Raw genomic sequence first — 12,742 nt, forward strand, 5'->3', positions numbered from 1 at the left:
GTGCCGTTTGCGATCAGCCTTTCGTTGAGCCTTTTGACTGATTGGCTGCGGCGCAGACAGCACCGGCGCCCAACAGGCGGTGCCGTTCTTGTCCTCTGCGCCAGCCTCGCCGGATGCCAGATGAACGGTGCTGGCCTGAGCAGCAACAGCAAGAACGACGACGTAAAAATGCCGTCCACCGCCATCGATGAAACCTACGGCGGCGACAGCGGCACGGAAATTACGTTGCTGATGCGCAAGGGCGCAGCAGGTCTCTACGAAGGTCCGGCTCGCGACGTGCGTGACGGGGCAGTGCTTGGCGTCGGCGAGCTCGGCAGCAATCAGGTTCGGCTGCGTGTAAAAGATGTCGGCCAGGGCCCTGCAGGAATCGCGGCGCAGGTCGCCGCGGCCAAGAGCCGCAATGCCGCGCTGATCGTCAGCTATCTGCCGCCGGCCGAGACCGCTGCCATTGCCGCCATTTCCCCCGCCCAACGCCCGCCACTGCTTAACCTTGCGAGTGCTATGGCCTCGACCGGTGGCGATGTCTTCAACCTCGCTTCGGACGAAATCGATAGCGCGACCGAGGGCATCAAGGCGGCCGGTCCCGGAGGTCACAAGAAGGTGTCGGCGCTGGTGCCTGCGGATTTTTCTCCATCCGACAGCACCAGGTTGAGCAACGCCATCTGGAACAGCGGCAACACTTTCATGGGCCTTGGCCGTTACAACACAAGCGATCAGGCCGCGGATATCCTTACCAAGAACCGGCCGCTTATCCAGTCGGCCGAGATCGTGGTCATTCTCGGTAACACGCCGGAAATCGGCGCAGTAGCGAGTGCCGTGCGCAGTGCTGCCATTCCCGCTCAGGCGGTGGTGGGCACCAACAGATGGCCCCAATCAATCTATGCCGTGTCGGCTGTGGCTGGTGCATTTGTCGCGACGGACGACACGCAAAGCAGCGGGCTAATTGCCGAGCGCTACCAGCGCCACTTCAACCATCCGCTGACAACCTCCGGCGCCTATGGCTACGACGCTATGGCGATCGCCTCCGGCCTCATCCGTTCCCAGGGCCCGCAAGCCATCACCACCGCCAACCTGATGAACAAGGTCGGCTTCCGCGGCACGACCGGGCTGTTCCGCTTCAATGCCGCCGGCATGGTAGAGCGCAAAATGGTGATCAATACGATCGACGGCGGCAAGCTGAAGGTCGCCGCGCAGCCCTCGCAGTCGTTCTGAAGCTGAGCAATCGCATCGAGCGCAGTGCACATAGCGCGCACTGTCGCGCCGCGCTGTGTTATCAGTTGCAGCGCCATGCTGGATCATTTTGTGCGCCTGACGGCATCATCCTTAATGGTTTCCCACCAAACCCGGTTGAATTTTATACTTATTTGATCGCTTAATTTATACTTAGATTATCTACGCTTCCGAACGCCATATTCAGAGGTATGGCGCATTATTCTCTCAACCAGGGAGAATAATGCACCAATGGAACGCAAGAACAATAAAGTTATACTTGCAGCGATTGCTGCAGCTTCCCTTGCCTTTGGTCTGTCGTCATCAACCACCTGCCTGGCGGCGACCAGCGATACCGTCCGCCCGGTCGTCAACCTGCTTTCGGATCCGCTGTTCGACACGGTCATCAATCTCTTTGCGCCGACCGCCGCAAACACAGCAAAGGCGATTGAGGGCCTCGACCTTGCCGCGCTGAGCCAGAGCCTCGCCGTCGAGCCCGCAGGTCTTCCGCATAATGATGAAGCTGTGCTCGAGCCGGCACGTCCCGCACAGCCGACCAACACCCCAATGGGCGACTCGGTGTTCGGAACCGTCGCCATCCCCTTCAAGCATCTTGCGGCGCTCGACAAGTTTGCCGGCCCGCTCGCCGAGATCCGTTCCGGCAAAGCGCTCGGTTGTAGCGCGGGTGGATGCGATGCAGCCGCAGCCGCCGTCGCGGCTGCCGAGACAAAGGCTGCCGGCGCCTCGATCCGCGACAAGATCAACACCATCAATTTCACCGTCAACCATGCCATCCGCTACGCCAGCGACATGGATACCTATCATGTGACGGACTATTGGGCGAAGCCGAGCGAGGCCCTGTCGCACCAGCAGGGCGACTGCGAGGACTTTGCCATATTGAAGATGGCCGCCCTCTATAATGCTGGCGTCGATCTCGACCAAATGGCGCTGGTCATCCTCTTTGACCAGCAGCGGCATTTCTACCACGCCGTCCTCTCGGTCTCGGTCAACGGCAACTATTTCATCCTCGACAACATGCGCGATGAGGTTTTGTCCGACAGGCGCATTGCAGAATATCTGCCGCTCTATTCGATCGTCGCCGGCCGCGGCTATCTGCACGGCTCCCGCGATCCTCATGCGAAAGCGGTTGTCGCCGCAATGCCGCTCGCCAAGGTGGCCCCTGGCGAAGGCGAGATCCACTGATCGGGCTCGCCTTTTCGACGTTCCGCGAGGAATGCCGCGCTCAATGAACGTGACGACTTCTCAATAAACGGAAATATAGCCCATCAGCATCGGGGCCTCGTGCGTCGGTGCCAGTGCCAGATTGATCTGGCCCGTCAGCGATTGCGAACCGAGGCCGATCTTGAAGCCTGTATTCAGCGTCTTGCCGCGATTGCTCGATAGGACGGAGAATACTTCCTCGACCTGGGTGTCGATGGAAAAGCGCAGGGTGCGCGCCGTCTGCTGGACGTCGTCAATTAACGGCAGGCGATGGCGCAGCATCTTCAGGAAAGCGTCGTTGAAGAGCTTGATCCCACGCTCCCGCGTCAACACCACTGCCGGCGTCGGCGACGCCTGAAGGACTGCGTTGAGATTGGTTAGCGACGCAACATCCTCGATGGCGTCCAGACGGCTCAGCGCCCATTTGAAGCTCAGCACACGCAACAGCGAGGCGAGATTGCCCGTTTCCGGCATGTCGGTCGCCGTGTGGTAAACGAGGTCGCCGATGCTGATGCCGCCGGCTTCGGACATCCGTCCGAGGCCGTCCCAATAGATCCGCTCCAAGCGGATGCCGCGACGCTCACCGCCGCCAGTCACGGCGCGGAAACGCGGCTCCAGTTCGTCACCATCGACGGATGGCAAGGCTTCGCTGCGGGCCATCGTCGTGACTTCGTCCTTTCCGGCTCCTTTGCGCATCGCCGCCCTCACCGTTCTGTCAGCGCTTCGGAGCGCGCCTTGTTGATCGGCTTCATCAAATAGGCAAGGATCGCCTTGCGGCCGGTCATGATCTCGGCCGAAGCCACCATGCCGGGGATGATCGGATAGCGCTTGCCGTCGCGCTCCAGCTCCGACTTGTCGGTCTTGATGCGCACGAGGTAATAGGTTTCGTTCTTGTCCTTATCGACCAGGCTGTCGGCGGAGACGTTGACGACCGCGCCATCCAGCGCGCCGAAGATCGAGAAATCGTAGGCCGAGATCTTGATGACCGCCGGCTGGCCGAGGCGCACGAAGGCAACGTCGCGCGGTGAAATCTTCGCCTCGATTAGCAGATTGTCGGCTGTCGGCACGACGCCGGCGATGACTTTGCCGGCGTCGACATAGGCGCCGATCGTGTTGACCTCCAGCGTATTGACGATGCCGTCGACCGGGGAACGGATATCGGTATGCTTGACCCGGTCGGAAGCCCCACGGATCGTCTCGTCGACGACGGACAGCTCCGACAATGCCTGCCCCTTGTCGGTCAATGCCTGCTGGCGCAGCTGCAACCCGAGGTCGTTGACCTGCAGATTCGCTTCCTTGATGGCTGCCTGCAGGCGATCCAGGCTTTCGACATAGACTTTAAGCTGACCCTGCAGGTCGACCAGGTCTCGCTGGACTTTCAGGATTTCAGTTTCGGCGACGAGCTTTTTCTCGCCGAGCGGCTTCAGAAGATCATACTGCTTCTGAGCCCCGGCGATATTCTGCGTCAAACGGTCTATGTTGGCGTGGGCCTCGTCCAGCTCGTTCTGATGCTGCTTCAAACGCTGATCGAGAACATTAAGCTTGTTCTGATAGGCGGCGCGATCCGCCTCGAAAAGCTTTTCCTCGTTATCGCAGACGTCCTTGGCGGTGGCCAGAATATCGGCCGGACAGATAAATTGCGCGTCGTAGGTGCCGGCCTCCTCCAAGGCGAGGCGCTCGACCTTGGCACCGAGAGCGCGGGCCTTGGCCACCGACTCACCAAGCGTCGATTGTGTCGTGGTGTTGTCGAGCTGGACCAGAAGATCGCCCTTATGGACGACCTGGCCAAGATTGACATTGATCTGCTGGACGATGCCGGGCTCGGACGACTGTACAATCTGCGTCTTCGATACCGGTATCACCTTCCCCTCGCCCCGTGCGATCTCGTCAATGTCGGCCAAGGCCGCCCAGGCGATGAAAGCGGCAATCATCAAGGCGCAGATACCGAGGATCAGCCGGGCGAAAAGCGGAGGATTGTCGTGGATATTGTGGCGATGAATACGCATCAGGACACCGCCTTGCGCTGCATCGCCTCGATGACGGCGTGCTTTGGTCCATCGGCAATGATGCGGCCCTTGTCGATGACGATCAGCCGGTCGACCAGCTCCAACATGCTGTGGCGATGGGTTGCCACCATCACCGTCGTTTCCGGGCCGAAGGCATTTGTCAGCTTGTTGATCAGGTGCCGTTCGCTCGCCAGATCCATGGCCCCCGAGGGCTCGTCGAGGAAAACGATCTTCGGCCGGGTCAGGAGCAGGCGGGCGATGGTCAATGCCTGCTTCTGGCCATTCGAAAGGTTCGCGCCGCGCTCGCCGACGGGCATGTCGAAACCGCGCGGGTGAACGGCGACGAACTCCTCGACACCGGTCATCCGCGAGACGGCCAGCAACTCCTCGTCGCTGGCATCGGCTCTGCCGAGCAGCAGGTTTTCTTTCACCGTGCCGGAGAACAGGTCCGACGACTGACCCGCAACGGCCACGGCGGCGCGCACCTCGGCCATGTGATACTGGCGGATATCGACGCCATCAATCAGCACGCGACCGCTGGCAGGCTGGAAAAGCCCGTCAAGCAACCGGCCGAGCGTCGTCTTGCCCGAACCGATCCGGCCGATAATCCCGATCTTCTCCCCGGGCGTGACCGTGAAGGACAACTGATTGATGACCGCCTGATCGGAACCCGGATATTGGAAAGAGACGTTCTGGAAGCTGAATCCGCCACTGCGGATCTGCCGGTTGACGAAGCCAACCGTCGACGGTCGATCATCAGGCTGTTCCATGATCTTGTCGAGAATGCGCAGCGACATGGTGGCCTGGCGGAAACGCGCCAGTGTCATGGCGATCTGTCCGAAAGGCGCGCCGGCACGGCTCGCCAGCATGACGGTGGCGACGATCGCGCCCATGGCAATTTTTCCATCGGCGAATTCATAGGTGCCCGCCACGACGATGAACACGCTAACCATCTGTTGCAGCAACATCGTCAAGTTAATGGCGTTCGACGAGATGTGCTTGATGTCCTCGCTGGTGCGGCTCGAATATTTCGTCAGCTCCTGCCAGCGGCGTAGCATGGTCGCTTCGGCTCGAAGGCTCTTCAATGTCTCGATCGTCGAAATCGTCTCGACAAGCATGGACTGGCGACGTGATGCCTCGTTCGTCGCAGCCGCCATGCGCTTGCCAATCTGCGCCTGGGCCACAAGGCCGATCACGACAGACAGAACGAAAGCGACAGCCGGAATAACCACCAGCCAGTCGGCGATCATATAAATGACGATCAGGAAGATGATGACGAAGAGGCTGTCGATCAGTACGCCGATCGTGTTCGAGGTGAAGAATTCGCGCACGAATTCATATTGGGTTACGCGGTTGGCATATTCGCCTGTCGACATCGGGCGAGAGGCTAGCGTCGAATTCAGGATCTTGTCGAAGATCAGTTGCGAAAGGCGCAGGTCCGCCTTGCGGCCGGCATAGTCGATCAGCGCCGCGCGGGCCGTCTTCAGCAGGAAATCGAACAGATAGGCCAGGGAAATGCCGATCGTCAGCACCCAAAGCGTTGGGAACGCCTTGTTTGGCAGCACGCGGTCATAGACATTCATGGTGAAGAGCGGCGAGGCCAGCGCGATGATGTTGATAAACAGCGCCGCCAGCATGACGCGAGTATAGGTGCGCCAGTAGGGCACCAGCGTCGTTGCCAGCCAATGCCGCTTCTCTATCTCCATCGCATGACCGACGCGCGCTTCTTCCGAAGCATTCTGATAGTAGAGCGTGAAGGCAAAGGCGGCCTGCGGATTGAGCGCCGCAAGCTCATCCCGCGTCAGGTGGAGCGGCGTCCCCGCTGTTGGCGCGATATCGATGACGTAGGAGCCATTTTCGGCGATTTCAAGCAATGGAAGCACACCGCCACCAGCAAAGGTGACGATGGCGGGACAGTCGAAATTACCCAGCCGGCAATCGCGCTCCTTGTGCTGCAGCACCTGCAGGCCGACGCGTTCTGACAGTCGCTCGACGTCGTCCTGCTCCATGGCCTCCAGAACCTCGTCCGGAACGCCTGAAAACAGCACTGTGTCGGAGCTCGGGCGACCGTAAAACGCAGCGACCGATTTAAATGCCGATTTAAACGTCTGCAGCGGTACGCTCGCAGACACCTCAGGTGCCACGTTCAACATGGAGTATTATCCAATCCGGATCGCGACGATTAGCGAATCGGCTCGAGCAGATCCATCGGCAGGCCGGGCTTCTGATGCGAGTCGTATTTGGTATAGCCGGGATCAGCCGTGTTCGACGACACGCTGAACTGATCACGGGCATAAGGCGTTGCCTGATCGACCGGCTTCAGCTTCATCGTCGACAATAAACTGCCCGATGCGGCAAGGATCTTGTATTCGGCAAAGAGCGAGGCGACGTCCGCCGTCTTGGCCAAAACCTCGGTGTTGAAGCGGGTGTTCTGGGCATCCAACAGATCGAGCAGGGAGCGCTGACCGACCTTGAACTGCTCACGATAGGACGTCACGAGCTGGGCGTTTGTCTTTTCCTGCCCGTCCAGGATACGCGCGAGCTGGGCCTGATTGGTACGCTCGCTCCAAGCGGAACGAACGGACTGATCGACCTCGCGATATGTTTCACTCAGCGCATAACGCTGTTCGGCGGCGCGACGGACCAGTTCCTGCTGATGGGCGGTATCGATGCCACCGTGATAGAGGTTCCACTTGGCGACGACACCGACTTGGACGTCGTTGGTGTTGCCCTTGTTGCCGTCCACATCGTCACCGATACGGGCGCTGCCGACAAGGTCCAGCTTCGGCAGGAAGGCAGACTTGGAACCGCGGACATCGGCGTCCGCGGCGTTCACGTCAGCTTTGCCGGAGGAAATCTGCGGATTGTTCTTTTGGGCGATGAAGACAGCATCATCCAGCGTCTTCGGCAGGTAATGCGACACGGAGGCCGGACGCTGGGCATTGCTGATCGGCTCGCCGACGACCTGAAGATAGCGGATCTTCGTCGCATCCAGTTCCTGCTTGGCTTCCTGAAGGCGGGCATTGGCCGCCTGCAGGCGCTCGCGGCCCTGATAGCGATCAGCGTCGGTAAGGGCACCGCCCTTGATGCTATCTTCGATGTTGCCGACCATCTGCTTGTGGAAGGCGACGTTCTTTTCCGCTGCTGCGACGATTTCCGTCTGCAGCATATATTCGAGATAGTCCTGCGTCACTTCAAGCGCTAGGGCTTCCGAGCGCTGCTGGACGCGAAAGGATGCGCTGTCGACACGAGCCGCCTGCTTATCTTTCTGTGCCTTGCGGTCGCCGCCGTCAAACAACGTCTGCGTAATCGTCAAGCTGACGTCGGCCGGATTTAGGTAATCCGTGCTACGCGTCAGGGCTCCCGACGTGACATCCGAAAGCCTACGGCGACCATAACCCGACTCCAGATCGACCGACGGCAGATAAAGCCCCCTCGCCTGCCGCAGTTGGAACTCGGTTGCCTCCCGATTCTGGGCAGCCTCCATGATCTGCGGGTTGGTCTTCATTGTCTTGTCAATTGCCTGCTGCAATGTCGTAGCGTAAGCAGCGCCGCTCAATAAAGAACTAATGGCTACCGAAAAGCCGATCGCCCCAATCAATCGTTTTCTATAAACCAAAATAGTACCCTTCCCCAAAAACAGTACTTTGCTAATATACTTCCAGGCTTATTCATCCACTAGGTAGACGAAATCACATCTACTTGCAAAGTAGATTCTTATTTATTTCCTCTGAAGCAGTTAATATCGCGGCGCGCAAGCCTCATGACTAACAATTTGTTGACCATTTTTGGTCTGTTCACAGTCACTGCGCAGACGTGCGGTTGATCCGGCATGCAGTCGTCTCTTCATGCAAAACGCAGGCCTGCCCCCGGCGATGTGTTGGACCGGTACAAAACGACTGCCGATAACTCAAGATGCTGCGCGCTATCTTGACTGCTATCACTTGATTGAAGGTGGTGAGCGCAACTATCGCGGCTCTGCCGCTATAGCCAAAGCCACGTAGAACAAGCTGATTACATTCTTACTCGAGCTCAGGACAGTAAGTTCTGCGCGAAGCTGATCTTCGATTATCTGGAAACATATCCCGCTTCTATTATTACCAATTACTTTTAGGCGTCGAATATCTGTTCTTGCCGGGATTCGAATCATGGACCCCGCCGAGGGCGCGCGCAGGGTCTTTTTGCGCGCTACTCCGGCAGGCCGGCAGCACGTAGCGCATCACCAAGGCATTGCGCGAGAGCCGGCGCGCAGTCGACGCCCGCAAACTGGCGGCCGAAGTGAAACGTTGGATGCAGCTCAAGCACCCGCGCAGCGGCTGCCCTCGCTTCTTCCAGCCGGCCGAGCTTGGCCAGGGCGGCAGCCAATTGCACATGGGTGATGCTGTGTGCGGGATTGGCCTGAACAGACTTGTAGGCTGCGCGACAGGCTTCATCATAGCGGCCAAGCAGCAAATGACTCATCGCTTGCGCATCGAATGCGGCAAAAGCCCATGAGTCAAATGGGCTCAGCCGCATGCCCCGCTCGCTCCACTCGATGGCCCGCTCTGCTTCTCCGCCCCATCCGAGAATGACGCTTCCCAAGATATAGGTCAGGGCAGATGACGGGCTGATGGCGAGTGCGGCTTCCAGTGCGGTGAAAGCAGCCTTCCGGTCATGTCCATCCATGCCGATGGAAAAACCCGCAAGGGTAAGGGCGGATGCATCATCCTGCCCGTGGAGGATCGCTGAGCGGGCATGGCGTATCGAAGCGGCACGGTTGGCTTCCTGCAGGCCGGCGCGCAGGAAGAGGCAATGATGGCACATCGCGGCATTGCCATGCGCCAGCGCATAACCCGGATCGAGTTCGATGGCACGATCGAGCAGCACGAGCGCTCGCGCAACCCGGTCCGGCATGCCGGAATCCACGTCGAGCTGCGCCCGCAGCACAAGATCATATGCATCGAGACTGTCGGGACGCTTGCGCTTCACCCTATCGATTTCGGCACGCCGCAGGCTGGGTGCGATTGCACCGACAGCCGATAGGGCGATCTCGTCCTGAAGCGCAAAAATATCGGTAGAGCAGCGGTCGTACCGCTGAGCCCATACGTGAGCGCCGGTCGATGCATCGATCATCTGGCCGGTCACGCGTACGCTGCCACCGGCTTTCCGCACGCTGCCTTCGAGCACGTAGCGGACGCCGAGCTCGTGGGCGACCTGCTTCACGTCCACCGCGCGACCCTTGTAGATGAAGGTCGAGTTACGCGCGATGACGAGCAGCCAATTGATGCGCGCTAGGCCGGTGATGATGTCGTCAACCATCCCGTCAGTGAAATAATCCTGTTCAGGATCGCCGCTCAGGTTGGAGAACGGTAAAACCGCGATCGAAGGCTTGTCTGGCAATGTCGGCGTTGTCGTAGCCAAGACCGCGGCTGCCGAATCAGGACCATCAACTGCGACCGCCGGTCCGACATAACGATAGCCGCGTCGTGGCAGCGTCTCTATCCAGCATCCGCCACCGCTAAGGTTTTCGAGAACCCGCCGCACCGCCGCGATCTGGACCGTCAGGTTGCTGTCCTCTATGGCGAGCCCGGGCCATGCAGTCTCGATTAGCGCTTCCTTCGAAACCGGTGAACCCGACCGCTCCAAGAGCAGCGCAAGCAACGCAACCGCCCGCTGACCGAGCGGCGTCGGCTTGTCGCCGTGGAACAGGATCCCGGCATCGGCGTCGAGGCGAAATGGGCCAAACGTGAGGCTTGTAACCATTCCTGAAGAAGATACCGTTTGCGATCTTTTCGCAACAATTTCGGAACGGCTTCAGGACTGTCCGACAGGGCGGTGGCATTCTGGGTGGGTGCTTGCGGAAGCAGCACCGAGCCAATGGAGGATAAGATGAGCGCCGCCCCTGTCATCCGCATGCCTGACGAGAACAAGGGGGTCATGCTGCGTGGCCATCCCATGGTGTTTCTCGTCACCGGCGAGGATACGAAACACACGAGCATGTTCGACTGGACGATCCCAGCCGGGTTTGCCACCGGCCGGCATATCCATCGCGTGCAGGAGGAAACCTTCTACATGCTCGACGGCGAATGCCTCTGGCACGTCGGCGAAAAAACGATCCGCGCCACCCCGGGTACCTACCTGTTCATTCCAGCGGGCGTGCCGCACAACATCACCAATGTCAGCGAAAGGCCGGCGCGCGTGCTGATGACCGTCTCTCCGCCCGGACACGAGCATTATTTCGAAGAGCTTGCGAAGCTCGCTGCACGCGGCTCTCCCGATCCAAGCGCGCTTGCCGACTTGCGGAGCCGCTACGATACCGATCAGATCTCTACTCTGACAACAAGCGCGTAGGCGCGATTGGCAGGCCCAGTGCAACGCGGCAACAAGTGCAACGGAGGACCTGCGTTGGTTTACAGGACCTTCTCCAGTCCGCCGACCGGATTCTTTTGCAGCAAGCGGGGCCGACTACAATCACGCTGACAGTATTCAGCGCATTTCGTCCGATTCATCCGCGACGCCGACATGGTGCCGATAGACCATTCCCCAGCCCTTCCAACCCGTGAACAGGAGGATGAGGACAACGATCAGCGACAGGACGAGGCCAACCGGCACCACCGCCGCCTCTGCGTGGGCATATCGCGAGTACCAGTTGTAAAGCTCGATCAGGACGACAAGGACGTTGCCGCCGGCGTGAAGCCATAAGTCCTGAAGGTTACGGATCTGGGCGTCGCCAAGGACGTCGGTGAGTCCGGCAACAGCGGCCAGCGCGGCCATGATCAGGCCGGCCCCGAGCAGCCAGAGCGAACCGGTGACCCAGGCTGCATTGCCGGTTCGCCAGAAAACGAGGTCGCAAACGAAGGTCGCGACGAAGAAGGCGATCGGGAATGGTATCAGCATTGCGTGGACAGGGTGGCCGGCAATGCTTGCCGTGCTGTGAGGATTGTGGGTGATCATAGGCTGGGCCATCGTAATGCCTCCCGGAGGCGCGGCGAGCGCCGCCATCAGACCACATCACGACGCATGAGAGGCTTGGCAGCACAAAGCCATACATATGAACTCCGGTTGCATCGGAATGTTCCACAACGCGACGGCGGTACGGGCGCATCTGTGGGGCCATTTAGGAACGCAACAATTGGGCCAGTTACAGATCTCAAGTTGCGACTCGTCCCGTTCATGAGACGCGATGGCATTGCCGGATGAGCTGCCATTGCAGATCGAAAAGCGAGCCAAAACGGCCGGTTCACCATTTGTGAAGGTCCGGCGGCAATGCTGCGTCATTCTGAGGTGATTCGACTTACAAGGACGAAGACAGCATGACGGTTGTACAGTTTCCTGCCGATCGGCGCGTAGCCGAAGTCAAACGATGCGCAGAAGCTCTCCAGCGCCTTCATGGCGAGGAAGCTAACCGTTTTTGGCGGTCGGAGATGGCGGCGCTTGCCGCTGCGCTCGAACGGCAAGGTATGACCGAGGAGGCTATATCGCGCCAAGCGAGCCGCTTCATGCATGCGGTTCAGATGGAACTGCAAGTCGCCTTTGCGATGGATGAGGCAGGACACTAGGTTTCGAATAGCAGCTAGGCGGCCTGATCGGGAAATAACTGGTCAGATATCGACGATGAGGCCCTTGGCTTTCAGCACCGGCTCAAGCTTGCTGACTTCGATGACCGATTTGCCTTGCCTATAGGCTTCGATGTAGCCCGCTTCGGCATCGTCACGCGCCTGCGAAAGCCGCGCGACCTCCCGCGCTTCCTCTCTGCGAACGACCACGAGACCATCCGCGTCGCCGACGATGATATCACCGGGATTGATGATCTCTCCGCCGACGATGATGGGGTCGTTGACCGCAGCGAGCGTCTCCTTGACCGTGCCTTTGATGCAGACGCTGAGCGAGAAGACCGGAAACCCGAGCTCCCTCAATTGAAGCGTGTCGCGCACGCCGGTATCGGTCACCAAGCCGCCGATGCCCTTGGAAAGGCAAGCATTGGCCAGAACATCGCCGAAGGAGCCCGCTTCCTCGTATTCTCCCGCAGACACGACGATGATGTCGCCCGGTTTGGCGTAGTTGATCGCAAGCTGCAGCATGATGTTGTCGCGCGGCGCGCACTTCACCGTGAACGCCGGGCCGCAAAGTTTCATGCGATAGTCCACGGGCTTCAGGCGCGAGGAGAGCGCGCCGCGGCGACCCTGGGCCTCATGGATCGTTGCGGGTGAGAATTTGGCGAGCGCTTCGATGTCTGCGGTGCTCGGTCGCTCGGCGATATCTTTGATGTGGGTCATGGGAAACTTCTCATGGTTAGGCCGGCGGCAGGCATGCCGCCGCCGGCAATC

11 protein-coding genes are annotated in these 12,742 nt (G+C 59.6%); 4 read left to right on the forward strand and 7 right to left on the reverse strand.

The genetic code is table 11. The features are described from left to right. Positions 1 to 120 precede the first annotated feature (120 nt). Both ACXHXG_RS30880 and ACXHXG_RS30885 read left to right on the forward strand, forming a co-directional pair. A complete protein-coding gene (locus tag ACXHXG_RS30880) occupies positions 121 to 1,212 on the forward strand; it encodes a type 1 periplasmic-binding domain-containing protein (RefSeq protein ID WP_457901757.1) in 1,092 nt (363 codons plus the stop codon). A 249-nt stretch (positions 1,213 to 1,461) separates the two neighbouring features. After that, complete coding sequence (locus ACXHXG_RS30885) at positions 1,462 to 2,412, forward strand: transglutaminase-like cysteine peptidase (protein WP_457901758.1); 951 nt, start codon at positions 1,462 to 1,464, stop codon at positions 2,410 to 2,412. Positions 2,413 to 2,472: 60 nt separating this feature from the next. On the opposite strand, the gene ACXHXG_RS30890 is transcribed toward ACXHXG_RS30885, so the two are convergent. From ACXHXG_RS30890 to ACXHXG_RS30910, 5 genes are all read right to left on the reverse strand, one after another. Next, positions 2,473 to 3,126, reverse strand: a complete 654-nt coding sequence (locus ACXHXG_RS30890; RefSeq protein ID WP_104827492.1) for a ribbon-helix-helix domain-containing protein — start codon at positions 3,124 to 3,126, stop codon at positions 2,473 to 2,475. 8 nt (positions 3,127 to 3,134) lie between these two features. After that, the gene (locus ACXHXG_RS30895; protein WP_457901759.1) at positions 3,135 to 4,436 is read right to left on the reverse strand and encodes an HlyD family type I secretion periplasmic adaptor subunit; all 1,302 of its coding nucleotides are present in this window, start codon (positions 4,434 to 4,436) and stop codon (positions 3,135 to 3,137) included. Beyond that, a complete protein-coding gene (locus ACXHXG_RS30900; RefSeq protein WP_457901760.1) occupies positions 4,436 to 6,589 on the reverse strand; it encodes a type I secretion system permease/ATPase in 2,154 nt (717 codons plus the stop codon). Before ACXHXG_RS30900 ends, ACXHXG_RS30895 begins: the two co-directional genes overlap by 1 nt. 29 nt (positions 6,590 to 6,618) lie before the next feature. After that, positions 6,619 to 7,944 carry a TolC family outer membrane protein gene (locus tag ACXHXG_RS30905; RefSeq protein ID WP_245464118.1) on the reverse strand — a complete coding sequence of 442 codons (1,326 nt, stop codon included), beginning with the start codon at positions 7,942 to 7,944 and terminating at the stop codon, positions 6,619 to 6,621. A gap of 680 nt (positions 7,945 to 8,624) precedes the next feature. Then, entirely contained in the window at positions 8,625 to 10,178 is a 1,554-nt protein-coding gene (locus ACXHXG_RS30910) for a winged helix-turn-helix domain-containing tetratricopeptide repeat protein (protein ID WP_457901761.1), read from the reverse strand. 126 nt (positions 10,179 to 10,304) lie between these two features. Here ACXHXG_RS30910 and ACXHXG_RS30915 point away from each other — a divergent pair, with 126 nt between their 5' ends. After that, a complete protein-coding gene (locus ACXHXG_RS30915; protein ID WP_457901762.1) occupies positions 10,305 to 10,766 on the forward strand; it encodes a cupin domain-containing protein in 462 nt (153 codons plus the stop codon). A gap of 135 nt (positions 10,767 to 10,901) precedes the next feature. On the opposite strand, the gene ACXHXG_RS30920 is transcribed toward ACXHXG_RS30915, so the two are convergent. Then, complete coding sequence (locus ACXHXG_RS30920) at positions 10,902 to 11,381, reverse strand: DUF2231 domain-containing protein (RefSeq protein WP_245464119.1); 480 nt, start codon at positions 11,379 to 11,381, stop codon at positions 10,902 to 10,904. 347 nt (positions 11,382 to 11,728) lie between these two features. On the opposite strand from ACXHXG_RS30920, the gene ACXHXG_RS30925 reads away from it, so the two are divergent. Beyond that, on the forward strand, positions 11,729 to 11,974 hold the full coding sequence (locus ACXHXG_RS30925; protein WP_104827497.1) for a DUF6074 family protein: 246 nt from the start codon (positions 11,729 to 11,731) through the stop codon (positions 11,972 to 11,974). Positions 11,975 to 12,016: 42 nt separating this feature from the next. Here ACXHXG_RS30925 and ACXHXG_RS30930 read toward each other — a convergent pair whose 3' ends face one another. After that, a complete protein-coding gene (locus tag ACXHXG_RS30930; protein ID WP_457901763.1) occupies positions 12,017 to 12,691 on the reverse strand; it encodes a 4-carboxy-4-hydroxy-2-oxoadipate aldolase/oxaloacetate decarboxylase in 675 nt (224 codons plus the stop codon). Between the last annotated feature and the right edge of the window lie 51 nt (positions 12,692 to 12,742).

The sequence above is a fragment of the Rhizobium sp. LEGMi-198b genome (assembly GCF_054114205.1).

Coding starts and splice junctions, on each gene's coding strand:
- ACXHXG_RS30880 (WP_457901757.1), top strand. CDS start 121: ATGAACGGTGCTGGCCTGAGCAGCAACAGCAAGAACGACGACGTAAAA.
- ACXHXG_RS30885 (WP_457901758.1), top strand. CDS start 1,462: ATGGAACGCAAGAACAATAAAGTTATACTTGCAGCGATTGCTGCAGCT.
- ACXHXG_RS30890 (WP_104827492.1), bottom strand. CDS start 3,126: ATGCGCAAAGGAGCCGGAAAGGACGAAGTCACGACGATGGCCCGCAGC.
- ACXHXG_RS30895 (WP_457901759.1), bottom strand. CDS start 4,436: ATGCGTATTCATCGCCACAATATCCACGACAATCCTCCGCTTTTCGCC.
- ACXHXG_RS30900 (WP_457901760.1), bottom strand. CDS start 6,589: ATGTTGAACGTGGCACCTGAGGTGTCTGCGAGCGTACCGCTGCAGACG.
- ACXHXG_RS30905 (WP_245464118.1), bottom strand. CDS start 7,944: ATGAAGACCAACCCGCAGATCATGGAGGCTGCCCAGAATCGGGAGGCA.
- ACXHXG_RS30910 (WP_457901761.1), bottom strand. CDS start 10,178: ATGGTTACAAGCCTCACGTTTGGCCCATTTCGCCTCGACGCCGATGCC.
- ACXHXG_RS30915 (WP_457901762.1), top strand. CDS start 10,305: ATGAGCGCCGCCCCTGTCATCCGCATGCCTGACGAGAACAAGGGGGTC.
- ACXHXG_RS30920 (WP_245464119.1), bottom strand. CDS start 11,381: ATGGCCCAGCCTATGATCACCCACAATCCTCACAGCACGGCAAGCATT.
- ACXHXG_RS30925 (WP_104827497.1), top strand. CDS start 11,729: ATGACGGTTGTACAGTTTCCTGCCGATCGGCGCGTAGCCGAAGTCAAA.
- ACXHXG_RS30930 (WP_457901763.1), bottom strand. CDS start 12,691: ATGACCCACATCAAAGATATCGCCGAGCGACCGAGCACCGCAGACATC.